Here is a 25,614-nt window from a genome sequence, read left to right as displayed (position 1 = left end):
CGTCGTTCCCTCTTTTGTTTTCCATATGTACAAATAAATTGGGCAGAAAAAGCAGCCATTAATCATTATGCCACGTTCTCTGCCCAAAAATATAGCGTTATTTTTCGCCCATATTATGCTTCTTATATTGTTGGTTATTACTTTGACGCCCTTTTTCAACACCTTGATTATGCGGACCTGCATTTCCAGTTACGCTTGCTGCGCTAATTCCAGCTTTTGAAGGGTTCTTCTTAAGTTTTGCCATATATATTCCTCCAGTTTCGTCAGATTATAAAAAGGAAATGTGCATTTTAGTGAAGAAAATACACATGTATAGCATAGCCAAATGAAAGAAATATATTTATTTCAGAAAATTTTATCAATAAATATATTGCGAAAATTCAAACTGTATCATATATTTATTAGTAGAGGCTCACTCATTGATTGCGACTTATGTCGAAAAATTGAATGAGCATTCATTCAAGAATAGGGGGAGAAATGGATGTTCCAAATTAAAAAGGCTGCTGTTCTAGGTTCAGGCGTAATGGGTTCAGGGATTGCGGCACACTTAGCTAATATTGGTATTCCGACATTATTGCTTGATATTGTACCACCGGCGCTTACGAAAGAAGAAGAAGCGAAGGGACTTACATTAGAACATAAAAGTGTGAGAAATCGTTTTAGTAATACGGCTGTGCAAAAACTATTAAAGCAAAAACCAGCTCCTCTGACAGTGAAAGGAAATCTAGCACTGATTGAAGCAGGTAACTTAGAAGATGATCTTGAGCGTCTAGCTGATGTAGATTGGATTATTGAAGTAGTAGTTGAAAACTTAGATATAAAGAAGAAACTATTTGAAAAAGTAGATGCTGTTCGTAAACCTGGCTCAATTGTGAGCTCAAATACATCAGGAATTTCCGTTGAAAAAATGGCAGAAGGTCGTTCAGACGACTTCCAGAAGCACTTCTTAGGAACACACTTTTTTAACCCACCACGATATTTAAAACTTCTAGAGGTAATACCGACGAAAGAAACTGATCCACAAGTATTAAGCTTCATGAAACTATTTGGCGAAGACGTTCTTGGAAAAGGCGTTGTTATCGCAAAAGATACACCAAACTTTATTGGAAACCGCATCGGTACGTATGGCTTGCTTGTAACGCTTCAAGAAATGATTAAGCGTGGCTATAGTATTGGAGAAGTTGACTCTGTAACAGGCCCATTAATTGGTCGTCCGAAGAGCGCAACGTTCCGCACATTAGATGTTGTTGGTTTAGATACATTTGTACACGTTGCAAATAACGTATATGAAAATGTACAAGAAGAAGAGCGTGATGTATTTAAAGTACCTGCTTTCATGCATGACATGCTTGATAAAAAATGGCTTGGAAGTAAAACTGGTCAAGGTTTCTTCTTAAAACAAGGAAAAGAAATTTTAGAATTAAATCCAGAAACGATGGAATATGGAGCGCGCAAAAAATTAAAAGCTGCATCTATCGAGTTAAGTAAACAAGAAAAAGGATTAGCGAATAAATTGAAAGCGCTTGTATATGCGAAAGACCGCGCAGGAGAGTTGTTATGGAATATTATCACGCCAACTCTTTTATACTCTGCAAAACTTCATAAAGAAATTGCTGACGATATCGTTGCAATTGACCAAGCGATGAAATGGGGCTTCGGCTGGGAGCAAGGACCATTTGAAATTTGGGATGCAATCGGCGTTGAAAAGTCCGTTCAAAAGATGGAAGAAAACGGCGCAGTTGTTCCTACTTGGGTGAAAGAAATGTTAGAGAAAGGTTTCACTACTTTCTATAAACATGATAATGGCGATAGCTACTATTACGATAATGGTGAATATAAGCTAATCGAACGTAATAAAAAGGCAATTTCTCTTAAGCAGTTAAAAGAGAAAAACGGTGTGTTAAAGAAAAATAGCGGAGCGAGCTTAATTGATTTAGGTGATGGCATCCTTTGCTTAGAATTCCATTCGAAGAGCAATGCAATCGGTATGGATATTACGCAAATGATTAACTACGCTGTTGATGAAGTAGAGAAAAATTATAAAGGTCTTGTTATCGGAAATCAATCGAAGAACTTCTGCGTTGGTGCGAACCTTGCAATGATCTTAATGGAAGCACAAGATGACAACTACTTTGAAATTGAGTGGGTTGTGAAAAACTTCCAAGATGCAATGACGAAAATTAAGTATTCTTCTAAGCCAGTTGTAGCAGCGCCATATGGTATGACGCTTGGCGGCGGTACAGAAGTTTGTTTACCAGCAGCGAGCATTCAAGCTTCTAGCGAAACATATATGGGCTTAGTAGAAGTAGGTGTTGGCTTAATCCCTGGCGGAGGCGGTAACAAAGAGTTATACATTAAACACTTAAACAAAATGGCAAACGGTGTAGAGTTTGATCTGCAAAAAATTGCGAATAAAGTATTCGAATCTGTAGCGATGGCGAAAGTTTCTACATCAGCACAAGAAGCTGTATCGAACAACTTCTTAGGCGATAAAGACGGTATTAGTGTGAATGGTGATCACTTACTATATGATGCGAAACAAAAAGCACTTTCTTTATATGAAGCGGGTTATAAAGCGCCTATCCGCAAAAAGATACCAGTTGTTGGCGAGACAGGATATGCAACGCTTGTACTTGGTGCAGAAGCAATGCATTTATCAGGTTACATTTCTGAACATGATCTGCACATTGCGAAGAAACTTGCATATGTCATTGCGGGCGGAAAAGTGCCGTACGGAACAGAAGTTGATGAGCAATATTTATTAGATGTAGAACGTGAAGCATTTATTAGCTTAGTAAGTGAGATGAAATCACAAGCAAGAATGCAGCACATGCTTGTAAAAGGGAAACCATTACGTAACTAATAACGAGGGGAGATATCGTTCATGAGAGAAGCTGTCATTGTTGCGGGAGCAAGAACACCAATTGGAAAAGCAAAGAGGGGTTCATTAAAAACAGTTCGTCCTGACGATCTAGGGGCGTTAGTAGTAAAGGAAACGTTAAAGCGTGCGAATTATGAAGGACCAATTGATGATTTAATTTTCGGTTGTGCGATGCCAGAAGCAGAACAAGGTTTAAATATGGCTCGTAATATCGGCGGGCTAGCAGGACTTTCTTACGATGTTCCAGCTATTACAATTAACCGTTACTGTTCTTCAGGTTTACAAAGTATCGCTTACGGAGCAGAGCGCATTATGCTTGGTCACTCTGAGGCTGTATTATCAGGCGGAGCGGAATCAATGAGTTTAGTTCCGATGATGGGACACGTCGTTCGTCCAAATAGTCGCCTTGTAGAAGCTGCTCCAGAATATTATATGGGTATGGGACATACAGCAGAGCAAGTTGCTGTGAAATATGGAATTTCTCGTGAAGAGCAAGATGCATTCGCGGTAAGAAGTCATCAACGTGCTGCAAAAGCATTAGCTGCAGGGAACTTTGCTGATGAAACAGTATCTGTAGATGTGACGTTACGCTCGGTTGGATCAAATAATAAACTGCAAGAAGAAACAATCATTTTCGCACAAGACGAAGGTGTAAGAGCAGAGACGACGTTAGACATTTTAGGCAAATTACGTCCAGCATTTAACGTTCGCGGTTCTGTAACAGCTGGTAACTCTTCACAAATGAGTGACGGTGCAGCATCTGTACTATTAATGGATCGTGAAAAAGCAGTGAGCGATGGTATGAAGCCACTTGCAAAATTCCGTTCATTTGCAGTAGCTGGAGTACCACCAGAAGTAATGGGAATCGGCCCAATCGCTGCAATTCCGAAAGCGTTAAAACTAGCTGGTTTAGAGCTATCTGATATCGGTCTATTTGAGCTAAATGAAGCATTCGCTTCTCAATCTATCCAAGTTATTCGCGAGCTTGGTTTAGATGAAGAAAAAGTAAACGTAAACGGCGGTGCAATCGCACTTGGACATCCACTTGGCTGTACAGGAGCAAAACTAACACTATCCCTTATTCACGAAATGAAACGTCGCAACCAACAATTCGGTATCGTAACAATGTGTATCGGCGGCGGAATGGGAGCAGCGGGAGTATTTGAATTACTATAAAAAAAGTGTAAGCGGCTCGTTCAGAACGAGACGAAGCTAAAGCAAAGAATGGAAGCAACAAAGGTTTATAAAAAATAAATGGGAGAGCCAGCTTCTTTCAAAATGAGAGAAGCGGCTCATGAAAATATGAAGGAGGAAATTTTCATGGAAAAAACAGTAGGAAGTGCGGTTAAAGGTGGTAGCTTTTTAGTAGATGAGATTACAATTGATCAAGTGTTTACGCCAGAAGATTTTTCATCTGAGCATAAAATGATTGCAAAAACGACAGAGGACTTTATCGTAAATGAAGTTCTTCCAGAGCTTGAATATTTAGAGCAACATGAGTTTGATCGTTCTGTTCGTCTTTTAAAAGAAGCTGGTGAACTTGGTTTATTAGGCGCTGACGTACCAGAAGAGTACGGCGGAATTGGCCTTGATAAAGTAAGCTCAGCGTTAATCGCAGAGAAATTCTCTCGTGCTGGTGGTTTTGCAATCACTCACGGTGCTCACGTAGGTATCGGATCTTTACCAATCGTATTATTCGGTAACGAAGAGCAAAAGAAAAAATATTTACCACTACTTGCAACTGGTGAAAAATTAGCTGCATACGCATTAACTGAGCCAGGTTCAGGATCTGACGCATTAGGTGCGAAAACAACTGCACGTTTAAATGCAGAAGGTACACATTACGTATTAAACGGTGAAAAGCAATGGATTACAAACTCTGCTTTCGCTGACGTATTTGTCGTATACGCAAAAATAGATGGTGAGCACTTCTCAGCATTTATCGTAGAGAAAGAATACGCTGGTGTATCTACAAGCCCAGAAGAAAAGAAAATGGGTATTAAATGTTCTTCAACTCGTACGTTAATTTTAGAGGATGCATTAGTACCGAAAGAAAATCTACTTGGTGAAATTGGTAAAGGCCATATTATCGCGTTCAACATTTTAAATATCGGCCGTTATAAATTAGGTGTTGGTACAGTTGGATCTGCGAAACGTGCAGTAGAAATTTCAGCACAATATGCAAATCAACGTCAACAGTTCAAACAACCAATCGCTCGCTTCCCATTAATTCAAGAGAAACTTGCGAATATGGCAGCGAAAACATATGCAGCTGAAAGCTCTGTATATCGTACAGTAGGTTTATTCGAAAGCCGCATGAGCACATTATCTGAGGAAGAAGTAAAAGACGGTAAAGCAGTAGCTGCTTCTATCGCTGAATATGCAATCGAGTGCTCTTTAAATAAAGTATTCGGTTCTGAAGTGTTAGATTATACAGTAGATGAAGGTGTTCAAATTCACGGTGGTTACGGGTTTATGGCAGAGTACGAGATTGAAAGAATGTACCGCGATTCTCGTATTAACCGTATTTTCGAAGGAACGAACGAAATTAACCGCCTAATCGTACCAGGTACGTTCTTACGTAAAGCGATGAAAGGTGAATTACCATTACTACAAAAAGCACAAAAATTACAAGAAGAGTTAATGATGATGATGCCAGAAGAAGTAGGCGATGAGCCATTAGCACTTCAAAAGTATTTAGTAAAGAACGCGAAGAAAATTGGTTTAATGGTAGCTGGATTAGCTGCTCAAAAATACGGTAAAGCATTAGATAAAGAGCAAGAAATTCTTGTGAATATCGCTGACATCGTAAGCAACCTTTATGCAATGGAATCAGCTCTTCTTCGTACAGAAAAAGCAATTAAAACAACTGGTCTTGAAAAGAATAAACAAAAAGTGTTATACACTGAAGTATTCTGCCAAGAAGCATTCAACGAAATCGAAGCAGATGCGAAAGAAACACTTATCGCAGTTGAAAATGGCGACATGCTGCGCATGATGTTATCATCATTACGTAAATTAACTCGCCACACACCACTTAATGTAATTCCGAAGAAACGTGAAATTGCTGCGAAAATTTTAGAAGATGAGCGTTACACAGTTTAATATCTTTAAAGAACAGTAGTCGTTTATACGACTACTGTTCTTTTTTTTGAAAAAATGAAATTTTTAGTGACATAAAACTAATGCCATTAGTATAATGAAACTAATAGCATTAGTTTTTTCGGAAAGGGAGCTGGAAATATGAGAATGATACATGAAAAAACGGTATATCAATTGTCATTTTTACCAAGAGTGTTTCCTGTGAATTGTTACTTTGTGGAGGAAGAAGATGGTTTAACTTTAATTGATGCGGCTTTGCCATATAGCGCAAAAGGCATTTTACAGGCGGCTGAGAAAATAGGGAAACCAATTACTAAGATTGTATTAACACATGCGCATGATGATCACATCGGTGCGTTAGACGCATTAAAAGAAGTGCTTGCGGATGTTCCGGTTTATATTTCTAAGCGGGACGCAAGGTTGTTAGAAGGAGATACGTCGTTACAAAAGGATGAACCGAATATACCAATAAAAGGCGGTGTACCTAAAAAGGTAAAAACGGTACCGGATGTTTTATTGGAAGATGGCGATCGGGTTGGATCGCTTCTTGCGATTATGACACCGGGACATACGCCAGGATCCATGTCGTTTCTTGATGTGCGAAATAAAGCTCTTATTGTTGGAGATGCATTCCAAACAAGAGGAGGTATGGCTGTTTCGGGACAAATGAAATTTTGGTTTCCGTTTCCTGCGATGGCAACGTGGAGAAAAGAAATATCATTACAAAGTGCAGAGAAGCTAAGAGAATATGAGCCTTCCTTGCTTGCGGCAGGACATGGAAAAATGATAAAGGATCCAGGCACTGCTATAAAACTTGCTATTAAGGAAGCTAGGCGGAATATAGAAAGTATGAAAGAGGGTTAATTTATGTCACCGAGAATCGGACTTACATTACAGAAAATTGTAGAAACAGCTGCAGAAATTGCAGATGAAAATGGGATACAAGAAGTAACATTAGCATCATTAGCGCAAAGGTTGGGGATACGTTCGCCCTCTCTATATAATCATGTGAAAGGGTTACAGGATGTCCGGAAAAATATTGGTATTTACGGAATAGAACAGTTGCATTACGAGCTGAAAGAGGCGGCCTCGGATAAACGTATGGATGAAGCAATTCATGCATTAGGAGAAGCGTACGTAGCGTTTGTCCGAAAACATCTTGGATTGTATGAAGCAACCTTTTTACGAGATGAAGAAGTAAGAAAAGCAGGTGACGGAATTGTAAAGCTTTGTCTTCAGATTTTACAACAATACGGATTAGAGGGAGAGAATGCACTTCATGCGACACGTGGATTCAGAAGTATTTGTCATGGATTTGCGTCGATTGAACAGCAGGGTGGATTTGGTTTGCCATTAGATTTAGATACGAGTTTACATTTATTGTTAGAAACCTTCATTAAAGGATTGCATGTAATGAGAGAGTGAATAAGAAGCGAGACAACAAGAATTTGTTGCTGATCATGCTTTTTGTATAGTAGGCTGCGGTTTGCTGGAGGCAAAATTACAAAAGGATGTGAAGTGAAATGTTTGCAGGGCATTTTGGCTTAGCGGCAGTAGTGAAAACAAAGTCACCTAAACTACCACTTTGGGCTCTCATGTTAAGCACACAATTATTGGATGTCATTTTTTTACCGCTTTATGTTTTAGGAGTAGAGACAATTGAGCCTATTAATAGTAATGGTTATGGTGAAGCGATCATTCACACTCTTTAATAGGAGCACTGTTTATTGCTTTTGTTGCAGGAATGGTGGGTATGAGGTTTTGGGGCAAGCGGAGTGGCTTTGTTGTTGGGGCTGTAGTTTTTAGTCATTGGATTCTTGATTTACTTGTGCACCGTGCTGATTTGCCGTTACTTCCAGGGGAATCTCGGAGATTTACCTATGCTTGGTTTTGGATTGTGGAGATTTCCGGCTATTAGTATCATATTGGAATATATTCTTATTGCGGTGGGTGGCATATTATACTTCAGATTTACCGTTTCCAGTGCGGGCGAACAAAAGAAATTTATAGCAAGAGTAACCGGCGGATTGGTAGTTATATTATTAATTCTCTCGTTACTTATAAGAATGGCGTCTCGAATATGAATAGCGGGAAACCTTAGAAGCAATTCTAAGGTTTTTTAGTGCATATGATTCCAAAAGAACGGTAGGCTTTTTCTCATTAAATGATATTATTTTGCAGGTTTGAAAAATGTGTATATGGCTAAGGAAAAGCAAACGAAAATAAATGCAATAGGATCTTGATAGGGATTAGGTTCAGAGCCTTTCTGGATCTCTGTAAGCCAGTCGTGGGTTTTCATGTTCATTTCTCCTTTAATTAATAAGTTTTATATGATGCGAGGGTTATGGTGGATAGATAAGAAATTTTTGGAATTCCATCTAATAATTATTCTATAGTAATCTAGTTCCAAAAACTATATAATACAAAGTTTTCAGGATATGTAAAATTGCATATTATTCTTTTGGGAAATTTTGTTATATTATCTATATATTTGTATTAAAGGGTTTTCGTTAAGGTAATGAAAACAAATGGAGGAATAGTATGAGAAAAACAGTATTAGACGCGTATAATGCAGAAAGAGAAGTAGATAACATAACATATAAAAATCTAGTTGTAACGATTGCAAGCATTCTAGGGTTCTCACTCTTAGGGGGATTATTCCTTGCTTTAGCCCTTGGAATTTTTGGAGAAGAGGTATTACGTGCTAATTTAGAGGGATATTATTTACTTCTATTTGATGCAGCTGTTGTTACTATTGTTTTATTTGCTTATAAACCAGTGCTTCATTTTATTAAGAACATTTGGGATGTATCTGTTTTAAAAAATGGGAAAACCTACTTGTATTTATTAATAGGTTTTATCATCATTGCATTCACTCAGTATGTAATGTTAGAGTTGTTTAGTTTTGAAAGTGCAGAGCAGCAACGAGATCAATTAGGGAGCTTAGGACTTCAAAATAGTCTACAAAGTATTATATATGTGTTAAGTGTTGCTATAATTACACCAATTAAAGAAGAAATTTTATATAGAGGTATTTTGTATCGATTTTTTGAAAAGAAATATAGTTTTCTAGTTGGTACCATTATTTCTTCCTTCATCTTTGGGATTCTTCATGGTGGTTTTCCGATTACGGCAATGATTATGGGGATTGTATTTGCTATGTTATATAAGAAAACACAATCTATTGTACCTAGCATCATTTTACATATTGTATGGAACCTACTTGTGAGTATAAGTATGATTGTTTCTTTATAAAATTGAATGAATATTTAGCAGAAAAGATGAATGGCCTAGCTATTCATCTTTTATTTTGTTTATATGTGGGAAAAGTTAATGAATACAATCCAAAAAGAACCAAATACTAATGATGAATGAACAAAGAAAGGCGGGTATGTTATATGCAAAATTTAACAGAGCTTGAAGTAGAAAATTTACGTCATTTAATTGGTGGTCATGCGACGATTATTAACAAATTGGAACAGTATGCACAGGCTTGTACAGATCCAGAGTTGAAACAAATGCTACAAAAGGATGCACAAGATGCACGAAATACGAAACAGCAATTAATGAATTTTTTAGGATAGGAGGAAGAGAGAAATGAATGAAAAAGATATGGTAAACGATTATTTAGCAGGGTTAAATTCAAGTTTAACAAGTTATGCAAATTATATTTCTCAGTCTGATAATGAACAGTTACATCAAACGTTAATTCAAATTCGTAATCAAGATGAATCCCGTCAACGTAATATGTATGAATACGCAAAGCAAAAAAGTTATTATAAGCCGGCAGCGCCTGCTAATCCAATGATTGTACAGCAATTAAAAAGTCAATTAAGTGCGGAATAGCGCGATGAATGAAACGAGCGAATGGATTCGCTCGTTTTTATTTTGTATATGTCAATAAATACATAAGAAATATTTTTCCAGTTGTAACAAATATGACGAAAATTAAATATAACAATTCACAAAAAGGACAAAAACTTTGCTCAATATTTCACAAAGTATCCATGGTTTCTATCGTGAGAACCTCTATAATTAGGAGTGTAAAGAACAAAAGAAATAGACTACATAATCAATTGGGAGAGATTGCTATGAATAGAAACACAAGAAAAATTGCAATTATCGGTACTGGATTAGTTGGATCAAGCTGTGCGTATTCCATTGTAAACCAAGGGATTTGCGAAGAGCTATTGTTAATTGATATAAATCATGAACGTGCAGTTGGAGAAGCGATGGATTTATCGCACTGCATTAACTTTACAAATACAAGAACAAAAGTATATGCAGGAAGTTATGAAGACTGCAAAGATATGGACATTGTTATTATTACAGCAGGACCAGCGCCGAAGCCTGGACAAAGTCGTTTAGACACTTTAGGAGCAAGCGCTAAGATTATGGAAAGCATTGTTGGCGGCGTAATGGAAAGTGGATTTGATGGCATTTTCTTACTCGCATCGAACCCAGTTGACATTATTACATATCAAGTTTGGAAATTATCTGGTTTGCCAAGACATCGTGTACTTGGTACTGGTACATCACTAGATTCTTCTCGCTTAAGAACAATTTTATCTAAAATGTTACATGTAGATCCTCGTAGTATTCATGGGTATTCATTAGGAGAACATGGTGATTCTCAAATGGTTGCTTGGTCTCATGTAACTGTTGGTGGAAAACCAATTCTGCAAATTTTAGAGGAACAAAAAGAACGCTTAGGTGAAATAGATTTAGATGAAATTGTTGAGAAGACTGCAAAAGCTGGATGGGAAATTTATAAGCGCAAAGGAACTACTTATTACGGAATTGGAAATTCTTTAGCTTATATTGCGCGCTCAATTTTCAATGATGATCACCGTGTTATCGCTGTTTCAGCTATTTTAGATGGTGAATATGGCGAATACGATATTTGTACAGGAGTACCAGCAATTATTACTAGAGACGGTATAAGAGAAGTGGTAGAACTAAACTTATCAGAAGATGAAGAAAGCCGCTTTGCAAAATCAAACGATGTTTTACGCGATTATATGAAAACAGTTGGTTACTAAATTATAGGAGAAGGTGAAACAAATGAAGGAATATATAATGTCTCGTGTGTTTAAAGCTTCTGCCGGAATCGCACAGGGTATTTTCGTATCCCTTGGAATTGGTTTACTGATCGAAAATATAGGGAGAATTGTTGATATCCCATTACTTATTACAATCGGAGTTGTTGCAAAATCACTTATGGCACCAGCAATTGGAGCCGGGATTGCTTTTATGCTCGGTGCAAACGGGCTCGTAATTTTCTCAGCGATGGTAGCCGGAGCAATTGGAGCTGGTTCAATTTCAATTACTGAAGCTGGTCTCATCATTAAAACAGGTGAACCAATTGGTGCATTATTAACAGCGACTTTAGCAGTTTATATTGGTAAACGATTAAGTGGAAAAACTGCTTTAGATATGATGCTCGTTCCATTTGCAGCAATATTAGGTTCTGGTTTAGTCGGTATTTGGTTAGCTCAAAATATTAGCCCGGTTTTAAATGCGGTGGGCGCATTCATTAAAGATAGTTCAGCTGGTAGCCCATTCATCGCTTCTATCGTGATTGCTGTAGTTTGGGGACTATTACTTATCTCTCCAGCTTCATCAGCTGCTTTAGCGATAGCACTTAGCTTAGATGGTGTTGCAGGCGGTGCAGCACTTGCAGGATGTGTTGCTCAGTTTATCGGATTCTCTGTTATTTCAGCGAAAGAGAATAATTTAGGTGGCATATTAGCTCAGGCACTTTGTACTCCAAAAGTACAGTTGCCGAACATTACTAAAAATCCAATGATTCTCGTCCCAACTGTCGTCGCCAGTGCTATAGTGGGCCCAGTATCAGCATTAATTTTCCAACTGGAAGCAGGAAAAGAAATTGCAGGTCTTGGATTAAGCTCTCTTATCGCACCAATTAATTTAATTTCTAGCCAAGGGTGGGAGGTTGTCCCAGCGATGATAATCACTTATATCATCATCCCAGTAGCTGTTTCTTATATACTTTACATTGCTCTTAAAAAAGCAGGTCGTATTCATTCTGGTGATATGACTGTACCGCAATCTTAATTTGAAAATCTCCTTAATATAGAGAAAAGCAGACTGAAGAAGCCACAGTCTGCTTTTTTACATTTTATGATTTTGTTTTACTGGAACTGTCACTGTTTCTTTTGCTAACAATAGTTGAACACCGAAGTATAGTACGCTTGCAAGCGTCATTCCAGAAATGGCGTCTACAAATGCATGTTGCTTCGTAAATAGCGTTGATAAAATGATAAGTGTACCGAAGAAAGTAAGAATGTAATATTCCAAAGCATACTGTTCTCTACGCTTAAAGGCAGCTAACATAATTACAAATGTCGTAAGGACATGAATGCTTGGGAAACAGTTTACTGGTTGATCAATACTATAAATATAGCGGACTAGTTCGGAAAATACATCTGTTCCAACGACGGTTGGGCGTGGTACAGTTGTCTGCCAAAAAAAATAAATCGAAAAACAAGCAAGCTTTCCAAGAATTACACTACTTAAAGTGACATAATATTGCTTTCGATCAGCAAAACAGTAATAAATAAGTGCACCGTATAAGTATGGAAACCAAAGTAAGTAAGGAATAATAAATGCTTTCACAAATGGAATCCAACCATCTACTACAGTTGTGACATCTACTGCGTGAACAGTAGATTTATTTAATACATCGTAAAGGGGACTTACGAGTACGAGTAGAAGTATATAACTTAACGGAAGAAGAGATGAAAGTTTAAATTTCTTCATGATAATCTCCTATGTTTTAGTAATGTAAATAAATTCAATTGATTATAATATAGAAAATCCAATTGGGCTATCGATTTTACTTACATTTTCTTGAATTCACCTTACATTTTTGTCACTTGACTTAAAAGAGGGGAGGTTGCTAAATGAAGCGTTCACTTTATTTTTTAGTTTTTATATTGTTATGCCTAGTGAGTACTGGATGTGCAAAGGATAATGAAGGAGATACATTAGAATATAACGGGAGAGCGCTCGTAATTGGAGTTGTTGGTGAAAAGCCGAAAGATACATTTAGGAATATAAAGTTTAAAAACGTAAAGTTAGAAGAGATGCAGGAGAAATCCGAAAAAGTTGATGGTTTTCTCGTCATGAAAGAATATTTTCAAGAAGCATCAAAGGAACAGTATACGGATTTATTTTTATCGTTAAAGAAGCCGGTATTTTTTATTGGCTTACAAGATAGACCGTATTTGATTTTTACTGAAAAAGATTTAGATTTTGACAATGCCCCAAGGGATAGGGCAATGATGTATACGCAAGGTTTTGTGAATATGGGAAGACCTGAGGGACAATATTGGGGTATAGGATTATATAATGATACGGTTTCCAATCAAAATATTCATAATATGTATATAGTAGTATTTCAAACCATTTCGGACTATTTAAGTCGATGATGAAGGAGCCTGTAAAAGGGCTTCTTATTTTTTAAATAAACGTTTGTTTAAGATATATGTTCGGTATGGAAGAATTCATGTATTCCAAAGGTTGAGGTAGAAAAACATGAAATTAATCAAACGTTTGTTTAAGGTATATGTTCGGTATAAAAGAATCTACGTATTCCAAAGGTTGAGGTAGAAAAATATGAAATTAATCAAACGTTTGTTTAAGATATATGTTCGGCGTGTGATGAGAAAAAAGTTTTAAAAAAATTATATATTTATTTTTCCTTAAATAAATGGCGGAAAAATAAGAAAAATTAGCAGGATTATTAAAAATTATCACGAAATAAGTAAAAGTTTAGCGAATAATCGTTTGAAATAATAAAATGTTTTCTATATGATAAAGGTAAAGGTTAGTAAAAAAGTAGGTGAATTTATGACAGTAACATTTTATTCATATCCAAAGTGTGGCACATGTCAAAAAGCAAAGAAATGGTTTGAGGCAAACGATGTAGCATATGAGATGATTCATATTGTTGAAAATCCACCGTCAAAAGAAGATTTACGTAATTTACATGAGAAAAGTGAATTACCATTAAAAAAATTCTTTAATACAAGTGGAATGCGTTACCGCGAACTTGGTTTAAAAGATAAGTTAAAGGATGCAAGCGAAGACGAAATGTACGAGCTTTTAGCATCTGATGGCATGTTAATTAAACGTCCAATTGTAACAGATGGAACGAGTGTAACACTTGGTTTTAACGAAGAGCAGTTTGAAAGTGTGTGGAAAAAGTACCAATAAGGTATTTTTACATAATTAATACATTCACTGGAGGTACAGTCATGAGCATTCCAAATAATTTACGTTACTCTGAAGAACACGAATGGGTAAAAACAGAAGGTAATGCGGTTGTTATCGGTATTACTCATTTTGCGCAAGGTGAGTTAGGCGATATCGTATTCGTTGAACTTCCTGAAGTAGGTGCAACAATCCAAGCTGACGAGCCATTCGGAAGCGTAGAATCTGTTAAAACAGTTTCTGAATTATACGCACCTGTAAGTGGTAAAGTTGTAGCAGTAAACGAAGAATTAAGTGACCAACCAGAACTAGTTAACGAATCTCCATACGAGGGTGCATGGATGGTTAAAGTTGAACTTTCTGATGCAAGCCAAGTTGAGAAGTTATTAACTGCAGAAAAATATGCAGAAATGACAAACCAAGACTAATTATAGTCGAAGAAAAAGGACAGCCTTTGTGCTGTCCTTTTTTATGTTGTGTACATAACGAATTTAAAAACATATATATTAATTATCATGTAGGAGAACGTTTTTCGTTGAGGATTTATGCCGATCCAGCGGCTAGAACATTCGGTCATTTCACTTCTTCACCTGAGGCGCTTGCGCTTTTCTTTATTGTCCAGCTCCACCTCCTAGCCCTTCATGTCTAAGAACCTTCCGCACGAGAAGACAAAAAGCGTCTTCTGTGCGAAAGAACCTTAGCCAACAGGGCTAAACAGTCGGTTCCGCTTTTCTTTTGCAAAAATAAACAGGAAACAACATGAAAATAACGAATATACTATATACTAAGTTAAAGGTTGTATAGTATATGGTGATCGGGTGATGACATATGATTTATGTGGAAAAAGTCATTATTGTAGAAGGTAAATCGGACAGAAGAAAGATTGAATCTATTATTCGGGAACCAGTGGAAATTGTTTGTACAAATGGTACAATTGGTTTGTCGAAAATGGATGAGCTCATTGATCAGTTTTTTGATAAAGATGTGTATGTGCTAGTGGATGCTGATGATGCAGGAGAAAAGTTAAGGAAACAATTCCGAAAAGAATTTCCGCAAGCAGAGCATATTTATATTGATCGCTCGTATCGCGAGGTGGCGACTGCGCCTTCTTCACATTTAGCAAATGTATTATGGGGAGCTGACATTGACGTTTATACAGAATATTTACGGTAAGGAATGATAGAAGTGATTGATTGGACAGGTGCCGAAGCTACAACCCTAATAGAAAACGAAGAAAAAACAGTGCTATATGTATATACACCAATGTGTGGAACATGCCAATTAGCAAAGAAGATGTTAACGGTCGTCGAGATGACGATTGAAGATTTGAAAATTGGAATGTTAGATTTAAATTATGCTCCGCATTTAGCGAAAGAGTATGGGATAGAAAGTGTACCGTGTTTACTTATTTTTGAAAATGGGACACTGATGAAGAAAATATATGCATTTCATTCGGTTGAATATTTATATACGGAATTAAAGTAGGCGGCAAAGTTTTTGCCGCCTCGACATATTTCTTGGGAAATATGTCGACATGCGTGATAGATACAGTATTTGTCGAGCGAAAGTAACAGGATTGCGCTTTAATAAGAGGGAATGGTATGTAATAGAAAGTGATATGAGGGATGTGATTTAGGATGAAATTATATTCTTTGCTTCAATCATTTGTAAATTACGCTAATGGTCAATATCATTTAGAACCGCTTTTAAGGCAAGGAGAAAGAACTGTTAATTTTCGTTTTGGAGATGAATGCTGTTCGTTACAAATTTCAAGAGATTATATAGAACTTTTGAAAGAAGCGAGAGGAACGGAACAAATCGTTTGTTTAGAGGAAGAGGATGTACAAAAATTAGTGACTGGAAATATGAGGTTGCAAACGTTAATGAGTGATGGACGGGTACAATATTCTGGAACATATCGAACGATGTTATTAGTTGAATCGATGTTTCATATATGTAAACCGATGTCAGTAGGGGCTTAAAATTCTGAAGTTTCTTTTTTTACAAAAATTCCTGTTGACACAGCGTGTGGATATTGATACAATTCAATTCATAAAATATAGACAATTTCATAAATTTTAAATCAGACGAAAATTTAATCTGATTTCTCTTATCAAGAGAGGTGGAGGGACTGTGCCCTGTGAAGCCCGGCAACCGTCAACTTATGTTGAAATGGTGCCAATTCCTGCAAAGCAAATGCTTTGAGAGATGAGAGAGAGGGATAATGTTGTTATATACGCATATAAACCTTTCTGCTTCTCTAAAAGCGGAAAGGTTTTTTTGTTGTTTGAATGCGGAGGACATTCAAATAATAAGAGTAATGATAACGGTGGACTACACGCATCAAAAATAAAAAAATGCGGAGTCTATCCAAACAAAATAGGGGTGAGCATCATGATCTTATTAGAAAATGTAAAGAAAATATATAAGGCAAAAAGCGGTGATGTCACTGCTGTAGATAACGCCAACTTACAAATAGAGAAAGGCGAAATATTTGGTGTTATCGGATATAGTGGCGCTGGGAAAAGTTCGTTAATCAGATTATTTAATCAGTTAGAGAAACCAACTTCTGGCCAAATTACAATTGCGAATCGTGTAATTTCAGCGATTACTGGAAATGAACTTCGTAAGGCAAGACAAGAAATCGGAATGATTTTTCAGCATTTCAACTTACTTTGGTCACGAACTGTGCGTGAAAATATCGCATTCCCACTTGAAATTGCAGGTGTCGATAAGGCGGAGAGAAGAAAAAGTGTCGATGAGTTAATTCATCTCGTTGGATTAGAGGGAAGAGGAGACGCGTACCCATCTCAGCTAAGTGGTGGACAAAAGCAGCGCGTCGGGATTGCAAGAGCGTTAGCTAATAATCCACAAGTACTTTTATGTGATGAAGCAACGTCAGCTCTTGATCCGGAAACGACGGATCAAATTTTAGATTTATTATTAGATATTAATAAGCGTCTCGGCTTAACAATTGTATTGATTACGCATGAGATGCACGTTATTCGCAAAATTTGTAATCGTGTTGCTGTAATGGAGAAAGGAAAGATCGTAGAAACGGGTCCAGTACTTGACGTATTCCGTAATCCAAAGCAAGACATTACAAAACGATTTGTACAGCAGTTAACTGATTCTGAAGATACGAATGAAACGATTGAAAGTTTGATAGAAAAGTATCCAGATGGAAAAGTAATTCGTTTGCAGTTTGTCGGTGAAGCGGTAGAAAGACCAGTACTTCAAAGGTTAATGCAGCGCGGTGATATAGAAGTTAGCATTTTGCAAGGAAATATCGCACAAACGAATAACGGCTCTTACGGAAGTTTAGTCGTTCATTTAAATGGTGAAGAAACAGCGATCCAGCAAGCAATAGAAGGGATTCATCAAGATCAAGTAGAGCTGGAGGTGATTGCACATGGATAAGTTAATCGCAAATGTTGATTGGAATCAAATGTTAGAAGCAACTGGTGAAACGTTATATATGACGGCAATCGCAGCACTTGCCACATTTGTTTTAGGACTTATTTTAGGACTATTACTCTTTATGACAGCGAAAGATAATTTATGGGAAAATAAAGCGATTAATACGGTGATTGGAGCGTTCGTAAACATTTTCCGTTCTATACCGTTCATCATTTTAATTATTTTATTAATCCCATTCACAAAGATTCTTCTTGGAACAATTCTCGGAGCGAGTGCAGCGCTGCCAGCTTTAATTATTGGAGCGGCACCATTTTACGCGAGAATGGTTGAAATCGCACTTCGTGAAATTGATAAAGGGGTAATTGAAGCTTCAAAAGCAATGGGAGCAAAAACAAGCACAATCATTTTGAAAGTATTAATTCCAGAAGCGTTACCAGCATTAGTATCTGGTATTACGGTAACGACAATTGCTTTAGTAGGCTATACGGCAATGGCAGGTGTTGTTGGTGCTGGTGGCCTTGGAACACTTGCTTATTTAGAAGGATTCCAGCGAGGAAATAACGATGTAACAATCGTTGCGACAATTTGTGTATTACTAGTTGTATTTTTCATTCAGTTTATTGGTGATAGTGTAACGACTCGAATAGATAAAAGATAATGAAAAACGGGAGGGTATTTCAAATGAAAAAATTATTACTTACAGCACTTATTTCAACTTCAATTTTTGGGTTAGCTGCTTGTGGCGCGAAAGATAAAGATGAAAAGAAACTAGTTGTTGGGGCTTCTAACGTACCGCACGCTGTTATTTTAGAAAAGGCAAAACCGTTACTTGAGAAAAAAGGGATTGAATTAGAAATTAAAAAATTCCAAGACTACGTATTACCGAATAAATCGTTGGCGGATAAGGATTTAGATGCAAACTACTTCCAGCACATTCCGTATTTAGAAAAAGAAATTAAAGATAAAAAATATGATTTTGAAATAGCGGGGAAAATTCATTTAGAACCAATTGGCGTGTACTCTCAAAAATATAAGAGCTTAAAAGAACTTCCAGACGGGGCGACAATTATTATGAGTAATTCTGTTGCTGATCATGGACGTGGTTTAGCAATTTTACAAAAAGAAGGCATTTTAAAAATTAAAGACGGAGTAGAGCCAGTTAAAGCAACTCCAAAAGATATTGCAGATAATCCGAAAAACTTAAAATTCAAAACGGATATTGAGCCTGGTTTATTACCACAAGTGTATAACAATAAAGAAGGCGACGCTGTTCTAATTAACTCTAACTATGCGATTGATGCGAAATTAAACCCAGAAAAAGATGCAATTGCAATTGAAGGCGATGATTCTCCATACGCAAACGTAGTAGCAGTTCGTAAAGGCGATAAAGATAAAAAAGAGATTAAAGCTCTTGTAGAAGTGCTACATTCTAAAGAAATTGAAGATTTTATTAATAAAGAATATAAAGGGGCAGTTGTTCCTGTAAAAGAATAATCGTTTGAAGAAGGGCTGGTGTATGCCGGTTCTTTTTTCTAACTACATAACTATAGGGGAGAAGGGGACATCATATGAAAAAGATTATACTGTCAGTTGTTACAGCACTGTCTGTATTTACATTAGCTGCCTGCGGGGGGAAAGAGGAGAATAAGCTTGTCGTGGGAGCTTCTAACGTGCCGCACGCTGTTATTTTAGAGAAAGCACAACCGATATTAGAGAAAAAAGGTATTAAATTAGAGATTAAAAAATTCCAGGACTATGTGTTACCAAATAAAGCGTTAGCGGATAAAGAAATTGATGCGAACTACTTCCAACACATTCCGTATTTAGATAAAGAAATTCAAGAAAAAGGATATAAAATTGTAAACGCAGGAAAAATTCATTTAGAGCCAATGGGCATTTATTCTAAGAAATATAAAAGCTTAAAAGAGCTTCCAGATGGAGGAACGGTTATTATGAGTAATAACGTAGCTGAGCGTGGTCGTATGTTAGCGTTGTTACAAAAAGGCGGCGTTATTAAATTAAAAGACGGTGTAGATGTTGTTAAAGCGACAGTAAAAGATGTTGTAGAAAACCCGAAAAATTTAAAGTTTAAAACAGATGTAGAACCTGGGCTTTCACCGAAGCTGTACGAAAACAATGAAGGTGATGCTTTATTTATTAATTCAAACTACGCAATTGATGCGAAATTAAATCCAACAAAGGATGCAATTGCAATTGAAGGATCAGACTCTCCTTACGCAAATATTATCGCAGTTCGTAAAGGTGACGAGAAGAAAAAAGAAATTAAAGAGCTAGTAGAAGTGCTACATTCGAAAGAAATTCAAGATTTCATTAATAAAGAATATAAAGGTGCTGTACTTCCGGTAAATGAATAAGTGCAGGAAAGGACTGGGAAATTCCTAGTCCTTTTTGCTTTATATAAATAAGAAGAAAGGTGTATCATATAAGGATGCAAGGGAAATACTTATATACATTTGTGAAAAAATTGTTACATTTTTTCAGCGTTTGCGATATCATTTTATTTGATATAAGATTAGAATGAGAATAAAATGAGAATATGAACGTTTTAGTAATTTTTAAAATGTATATATAGGATTAATGGAGGTATTGAGATGGCTGGTTCTACATTAACGGTTAAAGACTTACATGTATCAATTGATGGCAAAGAAATTTTAAAGGGTGTAAACCTTGAAGTAAAAGGTGGAGAAATCCACGCAATTATGGGACCTAACGGAACAGGTAAATCAACTTTATCTTCTGCAATTATGGGTCACCCAAAGTATGAAGTAACAGAAGGTAGCATCATCATCGACGGTGAAGATGTATTAGAAATGGAAGTAGACGAGCGCGCACAAGCAGGTCTATTCCTAGCAATGCAATATCCAAGTGAAATTAGCGGAGTAACAAACGCTGACTTCTTACGTTCTGCAATTAATGCACGTCGTGAAGAAGGCGAAGAAATTTCTCTTATGAAATTTATCCGTACATTAGATAAAAACATGGAATTCCTAGAAATGGATCCAGAAATGGCACAACGTTACTTAAACGAAGGTTTCTCTGGCGGTGAGAAAAAACGTAACGAGATTCTTCAATTAATGATGATCGAGCCAAAAATTGCAATCTTAGACGAAATCGACTCAGGTCTTGATATCGATGCATTAAAAGTTGTATCTAAAGGTATTAACCAAATGCGCGGCGAAGAGTTCGGTTGCCTAATGATTACGCATTACCAACGTTTATTAAACTACATCACTCCAGACTTCGTTCACGTTATGATGAACGGTCGTATCGTTAAATCTGGTGGCCCTGAGCTTGCACAACGTCTAGAAGCTGAAGGTTACGACTGGATTAAAAAAGAATTAGGTATTGAAGACGAAACAGCAGAGCAAGAAGCGTAAGAGAGGAGCATAAACATGACAATCGGTACATTACCTTTCGATCAAGAAACAATCCGTCAGCGCGCAAGCGAAGTAAACGAAGCTGCTTGGTTGACTGAGTTCCGCTTACAAGCTCTTGCACAAGCAACTGAACTTCCAATGCCAACGCCTGATAAAACGAAAATTGACAAATGGGACTTTATCGGAAAAGGCGACGCTGCTAAGCAAGAGCCTGTAAGTTCTTTAACAGAGCTTCCAGAAGCAGTGAAAAACTTAATCGATGAAAATAACAGCGTATTAGTACAACGTACTGGTACAACTGCTTTCGTTTCTTTAGCAGACGAAGCGAAAGAAAAAGGTGTTATTTTTACAGATATCGTAACAGCTGCAACAGAGCATGCTGAACTAGTACAAAAGTACTTAATGAAAGACGGCGTGAAAGTAGACGAACATCGTCTAACTGCACTTCATGCTGCATTAATCAACGGCGGTGCATTCGTATATGTTCCGAAAAACGTTGTTCTTGAAACGCCACTTCAAGCTGTATTCTTAGTAGACGGCGAAGAAGCTAATGTATATAACCACGTACTATTCGTAGCTGATGCGAACAGTACTGCAACTTATGTAGAAAACTACGTTGCAAATGAAAATGCTAAAGGTATTGCAAATATCGTAGCAGAAGTAATCGTGGAACAAGGCGCACAAGTGAAATTCGGTGCGGTTGATCTATTAGCAAAAGACGTAACAACTTACGTTAACCGCCGCGGTGTTGTTGGACGCGACGGCCGTATTGATTGGGCTTTAGGCCTTATGAATGACGGAAACACAATTTCAGAGAACGTTACGAACTTAATGGGCGACGGTTCATATGCTGATACGAAAACAGTAACAATTGGCCGTGGTAACCAAACACAAAACTTTACAACTAAAGTTGTTCACTTCGGTAAACACTCTGAAGGTTGGATTTTAAAACACGGAGTACAAAAAGATAGTGCAACATCTATCTTTAATGGAATTGGTAAGATTGAACACGGTGCATCTAAATCAAATGCACAACAATCTTCTCGCGTTCTTATGTTAGATGAGAAAGCTCGCGGTGATGCAAACCCAATTCTTTTAATCGATGAAGATGATGTAATGGCAGGTCACGCAGCTTCAGTAGGCCGCGTAGATCCATACCAATTATACTACTTGATGAGCCGTGGGATTCCAAAACGCGAAGCAGAACGTTTAATCATCCATGGATTCTTAGCACCTGTAGTAAATGAGCTTCCAATTGAAGGAGTAAAAGCACAGCTTGTTGAGGTAATTGAAAGGAAAGTTCGCTAATGAATATTCATGAAATACGCAAACAGTTTCCAATTCTTGATCAAAAAGTGAACGGCAAACAACTTGTTTATTTCGATAGTGCAGCAACTTCTCAAAAACCAATTCAAGTCATTGAAACGTTAGAACGTTATTATAAAGAATATAATTCTAACGTGCATCGCGGTGTTCATACGCTCGGTACAAAAGCTACCGACGCGTATGAAGGTGCACGTGAGAAAGTTCGCAAGTTTATTAATGCGAAATCAATGGAAGAGATTATTTTCACGCGCGGAACGACAACTGCATTAAATACAGTAGCAGCTAGCTATGGTCTTGATAATGTAAAAGAAGGCGATGAAATCGTCATCTCTTACATGGAGCACCATAGTAACATCATTCCGTGGCAACAAGTTGCGAAGAAAACTGGTGCAACTTTAAAATACCTTCCGCTTCAACTAGACGGTACAATTTCTATTGAAGATGTTCGTCAAACAGTTACACCGAATACAAAAATCGTTTCTATTATGCACGTTTCTAACGTACTTGGAACGATTAACCCTGTAAAAGAAATCGGAGCAATCGCACATGAAAACGGTGCAATCATGATCGTTGATGGAGCACAAAGTGCACCTCATATGAAAGTGGATGTACAAGATTTAAACTGTGATTTCTACGCATTATCTGCTCATAAGATGTGCGGACCAACAGGTGTCGGCGTATTATATGGTAAGAAAGAATTGCTAAACAATATGGAACCAATTGAATTTGGTGGTGAAATGATTGATTTCGTAGACTTACAAGAGTCTACTTGGAAAGAGCTTCCGTGGAAGTTCGAAGCAGGTACACCGATTATCGGTAATGCGATCGGACTTGGTGCGGCAATTGATTTCTTAGAAGAAATCGGTCTTCATAATATTGAAAAGCATGAACATGAATTAGCGCAATACGCTTTAGAAAGACTATCAGAAGTAGATGGCGTTACAATTTATGGTCCAAAGCATCGCGCTGGTCTAGTTACATTTAATATTGATGATGTACATCCTCATGATGTAGCAACTGTATTAGATGTAGAAGGCATTGCGGTTCGCGCAGGACATCACTGTGCACAACCGCTTATGAAGTGGCTAAAAGCTTCTTCTACAGCACGTGCAAGCTTCTATTTATATAATACAAAAGAAGAAATTGATACATTTGTTGAATCGCTAATCAAGACAAAGGAGTATTTCACAAATGTCATTTAATAATTTAGATACGTTATATCGTCAAGTTATTATGGATCATTATAAAAATCCTCGTAACCATGGCGTGTTAGAAGATAGTGTTACCGTTAACTTGAACAATCCAACTTGCGGCGATCGTATTCAACTTACGATGAAAGTAGAAGAGGGTATTGTACAAGAAGCGAAGTTTGAAGGCGAAGGATGTTCAATTTCAATGTCTTCAGCTTCAATGATGACACAAGCAGTAAAAGGAAAGAAAATTGAAGAAGCTCTTCAGCTTTCTAAAATTTTCTCTGACATGATGCTAGGAAAAGAGTATGATGACAGCATTGATTTAGGAGATATTGAAGCATTACAAGGCGTATGCAAGTTCCCGGCACGTATTAAATGTGCAACATTAGCGTGGAAAGCGTTAGAAAAGGGCTTAAACGAAGATAAGTAATGTTAAAGGTTCCTAAAAACGAGGTTATATAAGGAGGGACACACCAACATGGCGAAGCAACTGCCAGATATCGGCGATTATAAATATGGTTTCAAGGATAAAGACGTTTCGATTTTCCGTGCTGGACGCGGTTTAACAAAAGAAATCGTTGAAGAGATTTCACGTATGAAAGAAGAACCACAGTGGATGTTAGACTTCCGTTTAAAATCACTGGATAAGTTCTATGAAATGCCAATGCCACAATGGGGCGGCGACTTAAACGACTTAGATTTCGATGAAATTACGTACTACGTAAAACCATCTGAGAAATCTGAGAAGTCTTGGGATGAAGTACCTGAGGAAATTAAAGCGACATTTGATAAATTAGGTATTCCTGAAGCTGAGCAAAAGTATTTAGCTGGTGTATCTGCACAGTACGAATCTGAAGTTGTATACCACAACATGAAAGAAGACCTAGAAGCTCTAGGAATCGTCTTCAAAGATACAGATAGCGCATTAAAAGAGAACGAAGATATTTTCCGCGAGCATTTCGGAAAAATAATCCCACCAACAGACAACAAATTCTCTGCATTAAACTCTGCAGTTTGGTCTGGTGGATCATTCATCTACGTTCCAAAAGGTATTAAAGTTGATACACCACTTCAAGCGTATTTCCGTATTAACTCTGAAAATATGGGACAATTCGAGCGTACGCTTATCATCGTAGACGAAGGCGCACATGTACACTACGTAGAAGGTTGTACTGCACCTGTTTACACGACTAACTCACTGCATAGTGCGGTAGTAGAAATCATCATTAAGAAAGATGCATATTGCCGTTATACAACAATCCAAAACTGGGCGAACAACGTATACAACCTAGTTACAAAACGAGCGGTTTGTGAAGAAAACGCAACGATGGAATGGATTGACGGTAACATCGGATCTAAATTAACGATGAAATACCCAGCAGTTATCTTAAAAGGCGAAGGTGCTCGTGGTTTAACATTATCTATCGCGATTGCTGGTAAAGGCCAACACCAAGATGCTGGTGCGAAAATGATTCACTTAGCACCAAACACATCTTCAACAATCGTTTCTAAATCGATTGCGAAGCATGGTGGTAAAGTAACTTACCGTGGTATCGTACAATTCGGACCAAAAGCGAAAAACTCTCGCTCTAACATCGAGTGTGACACGTTAATCATGGATAACCAATCTACATCTGATACAATTCCTTATAACGAAATCAAAAACGATTACGTTTCACTTGAGCACGAAGCGAAAGTATCGAAAGTATCAGAAGAACAATTATTCTACCTAATGAGCCGCGGTATTTCTGAGCAAGAAGCTACAGAAATGATCGTAATGGGCTTCATCGAGCCATTCACTCGCGAACTTCCAATGGAATACGCAGTTGAAATGAACCGCCTAATCAAGTTTGAGATGGAAGGTTCTATTGGTTAATATATGTATGAAGAAAGCGCCCTGCTGTGCAGGGCGCTTTTTTGTGTTGGGTAAGCTGGTCTGGTCGGGAAGGGATACCCAGGTGGGTATTAGGTAAAATATATCAGCGATTTTTCAAATATATCGACCACAACTTGGAATATATCAGCGATTATTCCAATATATCGACGTTTCGACAAG

27 protein-coding genes, 1 pseudogene and 1 riboswitch are annotated in these 25,614 nt (G+C 37.4%); of the genes and pseudogenes, 26 read left to right on the top strand and 2 right to left on the bottom strand.

Features of this window, described 5'->3' with window-relative positions:
- Nucleotides 1-97: 97 nt before the first annotated feature.
- A complete protein-coding gene (locus tag BWGOE10_RS30575) occupies nucleotides 98-244 on the bottom strand; it encodes a YuzL family protein (RefSeq protein ID WP_080448040.1) in 147 nt (48 codons plus the stop codon).
- 237 nt (nucleotides 245-481) lie between these two features.
- Here BWGOE10_RS30575 and BWGOE10_RS24950 point away from each other — a divergent pair, with 237 nt between their 5' ends.
- The 11 genes and pseudogenes from BWGOE10_RS24950 to BWGOE10_RS24900 all read left to right on the top strand — a co-directional run bounded on the left by BWGOE10_RS24950 (nucleotide 482) and on the right by BWGOE10_RS24900 (nucleotide 12,061).
- On the top strand, nucleotides 482-2,863 hold the full coding sequence (locus BWGOE10_RS24950; RefSeq protein ID WP_070145373.1) for a 3-hydroxyacyl-CoA dehydrogenase/enoyl-CoA hydratase family protein: 2,382 nt from the start codon (nucleotides 482-484) through the stop codon (nucleotides 2,861-2,863).
- A 21-nt stretch (nucleotides 2,864-2,884) separates the two neighbouring features.
- Complete coding sequence (locus BWGOE10_RS24945) at nucleotides 2,885-4,057, top strand: acetyl-CoA C-acetyltransferase (protein WP_001206332.1); 1,173 nt, start codon at nucleotides 2,885-2,887, stop codon at nucleotides 4,055-4,057.
- Between the two features lie 126 nt (nucleotides 4,058-4,183).
- A complete protein-coding gene (locus tag BWGOE10_RS24940) occupies nucleotides 4,184-5,986 on the top strand; it encodes an acyl-CoA dehydrogenase family protein (RefSeq protein WP_149917089.1) in 1,803 nt (600 codons plus the stop codon).
- A 138-nt stretch (nucleotides 5,987-6,124) separates the two neighbouring features.
- On the top strand, nucleotides 6,125-6,847 hold the full coding sequence (locus BWGOE10_RS24935) for an MBL fold metallo-hydrolase (protein ID WP_070145372.1): 723 nt from the start codon (nucleotides 6,125-6,127) through the stop codon (nucleotides 6,845-6,847).
- Between the two features lie 3 nt (nucleotides 6,848-6,850).
- Nucleotides 6,851-7,408 carry a TetR/AcrR family transcriptional regulator gene (locus BWGOE10_RS24930; RefSeq protein WP_070145371.1) on the top strand — a complete coding sequence of 186 codons (558 nt, stop codon included), beginning with the start codon at nucleotides 6,851-6,853 and terminating at the stop codon, nucleotides 7,406-7,408.
- 98 nt (nucleotides 7,409-7,506) lie between these two features.
- Nucleotides 7,507-8,067, top strand: a pseudogene (locus tag BWGOE10_RS24925) (permease).
- A gap of 457 nt (nucleotides 8,068-8,524) precedes the next feature.
- Complete coding sequence (locus BWGOE10_RS24920; RefSeq protein WP_070145370.1) at nucleotides 8,525-9,238, top strand: CPBP family intramembrane glutamic endopeptidase; 714 nt, start codon at nucleotides 8,525-8,527, stop codon at nucleotides 9,236-9,238.
- 143 nt (nucleotides 9,239-9,381) lie between these two features.
- Entirely contained in the window at nucleotides 9,382-9,567 is a 186-nt protein-coding gene (locus BWGOE10_RS24915) for a hypothetical protein (protein ID WP_070145369.1), read from the top strand.
- A gap of 13 nt (nucleotides 9,568-9,580) precedes the next feature.
- Nucleotides 9,581-9,829: a spore coat protein gene (locus tag BWGOE10_RS24910; RefSeq protein WP_002034620.1), complete on the top strand. Its 249-nt coding sequence runs from the start codon at nucleotides 9,581-9,583 to the stop codon at nucleotides 9,827-9,829.
- Nucleotides 9,830-10,074: 245 nt separating this feature from the next.
- Nucleotides 10,075-11,025, top strand: coding sequence for an L-lactate dehydrogenase (locus BWGOE10_RS24905; protein ID WP_415858228.1), 951 nt, complete (start codon nucleotides 10,075-10,077; stop codon nucleotides 11,023-11,025).
- 22 nt (nucleotides 11,026-11,047) lie between these two features.
- Nucleotides 11,048-12,061: a PTS transporter subunit IIC gene (locus BWGOE10_RS24900; protein ID WP_070145367.1), complete on the top strand. Its 1,014-nt coding sequence runs from the start codon at nucleotides 11,048-11,050 to the stop codon at nucleotides 12,059-12,061.
- Between the two features lie 57 nt (nucleotides 12,062-12,118).
- Here the strand turns inward: BWGOE10_RS24900 and BWGOE10_RS24895 are convergent, their stop codons facing one another.
- Nucleotides 12,119-12,766 carry a phosphatase PAP2 family protein gene (locus BWGOE10_RS24895; RefSeq protein ID WP_070145366.1) on the bottom strand — a complete coding sequence of 216 codons (648 nt, stop codon included), beginning with the start codon at nucleotides 12,764-12,766 and terminating at the stop codon, nucleotides 12,119-12,121.
- A gap of 143 nt (nucleotides 12,767-12,909) precedes the next feature.
- Here BWGOE10_RS24895 and BWGOE10_RS24890 point away from each other — a divergent pair, with 143 nt between their 5' ends.
- The 15 genes from BWGOE10_RS24890 to sufB all read left to right on the top strand — a co-directional run bounded on the left by BWGOE10_RS24890 (nucleotide 12,910) and on the right by sufB (nucleotide 25,434).
- A complete protein-coding gene (locus tag BWGOE10_RS24890; protein ID WP_070145365.1) occupies nucleotides 12,910-13,437 on the top strand; it encodes a hypothetical protein in 528 nt (175 codons plus the stop codon).
- A 421-nt stretch (nucleotides 13,438-13,858) separates the two neighbouring features.
- The gene (locus BWGOE10_RS24885; protein ID WP_002129756.1) at nucleotides 13,859-14,224 is read left to right on the top strand and encodes an arsenate reductase family protein; all 366 of its coding nucleotides are present in this window, start codon (nucleotides 13,859-13,861) and stop codon (nucleotides 14,222-14,224) included.
- A gap of 41 nt (nucleotides 14,225-14,265) precedes the next feature.
- Entirely contained in the window at nucleotides 14,266-14,649 is a 384-nt protein-coding gene (gene gcvH / locus BWGOE10_RS24880) for a glycine cleavage system protein GcvH (RefSeq protein ID WP_000026895.1), read from the top strand.
- A gap of 400 nt (nucleotides 14,650-15,049) precedes the next feature.
- Complete coding sequence (locus BWGOE10_RS24875; protein WP_000640865.1) at nucleotides 15,050-15,394, top strand: toprim domain-containing protein; 345 nt, start codon at nucleotides 15,050-15,052, stop codon at nucleotides 15,392-15,394.
- A 3-nt stretch (nucleotides 15,395-15,397) separates the two neighbouring features.
- Nucleotides 15,398-15,706, top strand: coding sequence for a thioredoxin family protein (locus BWGOE10_RS24870; RefSeq protein ID WP_098786209.1), 309 nt, complete (start codon nucleotides 15,398-15,400; stop codon nucleotides 15,704-15,706).
- Between the two features lie 152 nt (nucleotides 15,707-15,858).
- On the top strand, nucleotides 15,859-16,203 hold the full coding sequence (locus BWGOE10_RS24865) for a hypothetical protein (protein WP_002068015.1): 345 nt from the start codon (nucleotides 15,859-15,861) through the stop codon (nucleotides 16,201-16,203).
- A gap of 125 nt (nucleotides 16,204-16,328) precedes the next feature.
- A riboswitch (SAM riboswitch) is annotated at nucleotides 16,329-16,436 on the top strand.
- A 179-nt stretch (nucleotides 16,437-16,615) separates the two neighbouring features.
- Nucleotides 16,616-17,641 (top strand): methionine ABC transporter ATP-binding protein, encoded by a 1,026-nt coding sequence (locus BWGOE10_RS24860; protein ID WP_070145363.1) that lies wholly within the window; start codon nucleotides 16,616-16,618, stop codon nucleotides 17,639-17,641.
- On the top strand, nucleotides 17,634-18,299 hold the full coding sequence (locus tag BWGOE10_RS24855; protein WP_070145362.1) for a methionine ABC transporter permease: 666 nt from the start codon (nucleotides 17,634-17,636) through the stop codon (nucleotides 18,297-18,299). The genes BWGOE10_RS24860 and BWGOE10_RS24855 overlap by 8 nt, the downstream gene beginning before the upstream one ends.
- Nucleotides 18,300-18,322: 23 nt before the next feature.
- On the top strand, nucleotides 18,323-19,135 hold the full coding sequence (metQ, locus tag BWGOE10_RS24850; RefSeq protein WP_070145361.1) for a methionine ABC transporter substrate-binding lipoprotein MetQ: 813 nt from the start codon (nucleotides 18,323-18,325) through the stop codon (nucleotides 19,133-19,135).
- Between the two features lie 74 nt (nucleotides 19,136-19,209).
- The gene (metQ, locus tag BWGOE10_RS24845) at nucleotides 19,210-20,016 is read left to right on the top strand and encodes a methionine ABC transporter substrate-binding lipoprotein MetQ (RefSeq protein WP_002159995.1); all 807 of its coding nucleotides are present in this window, start codon (nucleotides 19,210-19,212) and stop codon (nucleotides 20,014-20,016) included.
- A gap of 237 nt (nucleotides 20,017-20,253) precedes the next feature.
- A complete protein-coding gene (sufC, locus tag BWGOE10_RS24840) occupies nucleotides 20,254-21,039 on the top strand; it encodes a Fe-S cluster assembly ATPase SufC (RefSeq protein WP_016112396.1) in 786 nt (261 codons plus the stop codon).
- 15 nt (nucleotides 21,040-21,054) lie between these two features.
- Complete coding sequence (sufD, locus tag BWGOE10_RS24835) at nucleotides 21,055-22,347, top strand: Fe-S cluster assembly protein SufD (RefSeq protein WP_070145360.1); 1,293 nt, start codon at nucleotides 21,055-21,057, stop codon at nucleotides 22,345-22,347.
- Nucleotides 22,347-23,567, top strand: coding sequence for a cysteine desulfurase SufS (sufS, locus tag BWGOE10_RS24830; RefSeq protein ID WP_070145359.1), 1,221 nt, complete (start codon nucleotides 22,347-22,349; stop codon nucleotides 23,565-23,567). Before sufD ends, sufS begins: the two co-directional genes overlap by 1 nt.
- Nucleotides 23,557-23,988, top strand: coding sequence for a Fe-S cluster assembly sulfur transfer protein SufU (gene sufU, locus BWGOE10_RS24825; protein ID WP_000009523.1), 432 nt, complete (start codon nucleotides 23,557-23,559; stop codon nucleotides 23,986-23,988). Before sufS ends, sufU begins: the two co-directional genes overlap by 11 nt.
- A gap of 48 nt (nucleotides 23,989-24,036) precedes the next feature.
- Nucleotides 24,037-25,434, top strand: coding sequence for a Fe-S cluster assembly protein SufB (gene sufB / locus BWGOE10_RS24820; RefSeq protein WP_070145358.1), 1,398 nt, complete (start codon nucleotides 24,037-24,039; stop codon nucleotides 25,432-25,434).
- The last annotated feature ends 180 nt before the right edge of the window (nucleotides 25,435-25,614 follow it).

This window comes from Bacillus mycoides (assembly GCF_001757995.1).
Classification (GTDB): domain Bacteria; phylum Bacillota; class Bacilli; order Bacillales; family Bacillaceae_G; genus Bacillus_A; species Bacillus_A mycoides_B.
The sequence above is the reverse complement of the archived record's forward strand: the minus strand, read 5'-3'. Positions and strand labels throughout refer to the sequence as shown.

Excerpts from the sequence above, each read along its gene's own strand:
- BWGOE10_RS30575 (WP_080448040.1), bottom strand. The coding sequence starts at position 244 with ATGGCAAAACTTAAGAAGAACCCTTCAAAAGCTGGAATTAGCGCAGCA.
- BWGOE10_RS24950 (WP_070145373.1), top strand. The coding sequence starts at position 482 with ATGTTCCAAATTAAAAAGGCTGCTGTTCTAGGTTCAGGCGTAATGGGT.
- BWGOE10_RS24945 (WP_001206332.1), top strand. The coding sequence starts at position 2,885 with ATGAGAGAAGCTGTCATTGTTGCGGGAGCAAGAACACCAATTGGAAAA.
- BWGOE10_RS24940 (WP_149917089.1), top strand. The coding sequence starts at position 4,184 with ATGAAGGAGGAAATTTTCATGGAAAAAACAGTAGGAAGTGCGGTTAAA.
- BWGOE10_RS24935 (WP_070145372.1), top strand. The coding sequence starts at position 6,125 with ATGAGAATGATACATGAAAAAACGGTATATCAATTGTCATTTTTACCA.
- BWGOE10_RS24930 (WP_070145371.1), top strand. The coding sequence starts at position 6,851 with ATGTCACCGAGAATCGGACTTACATTACAGAAAATTGTAGAAACAGCT.
- BWGOE10_RS24920 (WP_070145370.1), top strand. The coding sequence starts at position 8,525 with ATGAGAAAAACAGTATTAGACGCGTATAATGCAGAAAGAGAAGTAGAT.
- BWGOE10_RS24915 (WP_070145369.1), top strand. The coding sequence starts at position 9,382 with ATGCAAAATTTAACAGAGCTTGAAGTAGAAAATTTACGTCATTTAATT.
- BWGOE10_RS24910 (WP_002034620.1), top strand. The coding sequence starts at position 9,581 with ATGAATGAAAAAGATATGGTAAACGATTATTTAGCAGGGTTAAATTCA.
- BWGOE10_RS24905 (WP_415858228.1), top strand. The coding sequence starts at position 10,075 with ATGAATAGAAACACAAGAAAAATTGCAATTATCGGTACTGGATTAGTT.
- BWGOE10_RS24900 (WP_070145367.1), top strand. The coding sequence starts at position 11,048 with ATGAAGGAATATATAATGTCTCGTGTGTTTAAAGCTTCTGCCGGAATC.
- BWGOE10_RS24895 (WP_070145366.1), bottom strand. The coding sequence starts at position 12,766 with ATGAAGAAATTTAAACTTTCATCTCTTCTTCCGTTAAGTTATATACTT.
- BWGOE10_RS24890 (WP_070145365.1), top strand. The coding sequence starts at position 12,910 with ATGAAGCGTTCACTTTATTTTTTAGTTTTTATATTGTTATGCCTAGTG.
- BWGOE10_RS24885 (WP_002129756.1), top strand. The coding sequence starts at position 13,859 with ATGACAGTAACATTTTATTCATATCCAAAGTGTGGCACATGTCAAAAA.
- gcvH (WP_000026895.1), top strand. The coding sequence starts at position 14,266 with ATGAGCATTCCAAATAATTTACGTTACTCTGAAGAACACGAATGGGTA.
- BWGOE10_RS24875 (WP_000640865.1), top strand. The coding sequence starts at position 15,050 with ATGATTTATGTGGAAAAAGTCATTATTGTAGAAGGTAAATCGGACAGA.
- BWGOE10_RS24870 (WP_098786209.1), top strand. The coding sequence starts at position 15,398 with ATGATAGAAGTGATTGATTGGACAGGTGCCGAAGCTACAACCCTAATA.
- BWGOE10_RS24865 (WP_002068015.1), top strand. The coding sequence starts at position 15,859 with ATGAAATTATATTCTTTGCTTCAATCATTTGTAAATTACGCTAATGGT.
- BWGOE10_RS24860 (WP_070145363.1), top strand. The coding sequence starts at position 16,616 with ATGATCTTATTAGAAAATGTAAAGAAAATATATAAGGCAAAAAGCGGT.
- BWGOE10_RS24855 (WP_070145362.1), top strand. The coding sequence starts at position 17,634 with ATGGATAAGTTAATCGCAAATGTTGATTGGAATCAAATGTTAGAAGCA.
- metQ (WP_070145361.1), top strand. The coding sequence starts at position 18,323 with ATGAAAAAATTATTACTTACAGCACTTATTTCAACTTCAATTTTTGGG.
- metQ (WP_002159995.1), top strand. The coding sequence starts at position 19,210 with ATGAAAAAGATTATACTGTCAGTTGTTACAGCACTGTCTGTATTTACA.
- sufC (WP_016112396.1), top strand. The coding sequence starts at position 20,254 with ATGGCTGGTTCTACATTAACGGTTAAAGACTTACATGTATCAATTGAT.
- sufD (WP_070145360.1), top strand. The coding sequence starts at position 21,055 with ATGACAATCGGTACATTACCTTTCGATCAAGAAACAATCCGTCAGCGC.
- sufS (WP_070145359.1), top strand. The coding sequence starts at position 22,347 with ATGAATATTCATGAAATACGCAAACAGTTTCCAATTCTTGATCAAAAA.
- sufU (WP_000009523.1), top strand. The coding sequence starts at position 23,557 with ATGTCATTTAATAATTTAGATACGTTATATCGTCAAGTTATTATGGAT.
- sufB (WP_070145358.1), top strand. The coding sequence starts at position 24,037 with ATGGCGAAGCAACTGCCAGATATCGGCGATTATAAATATGGTTTCAAG.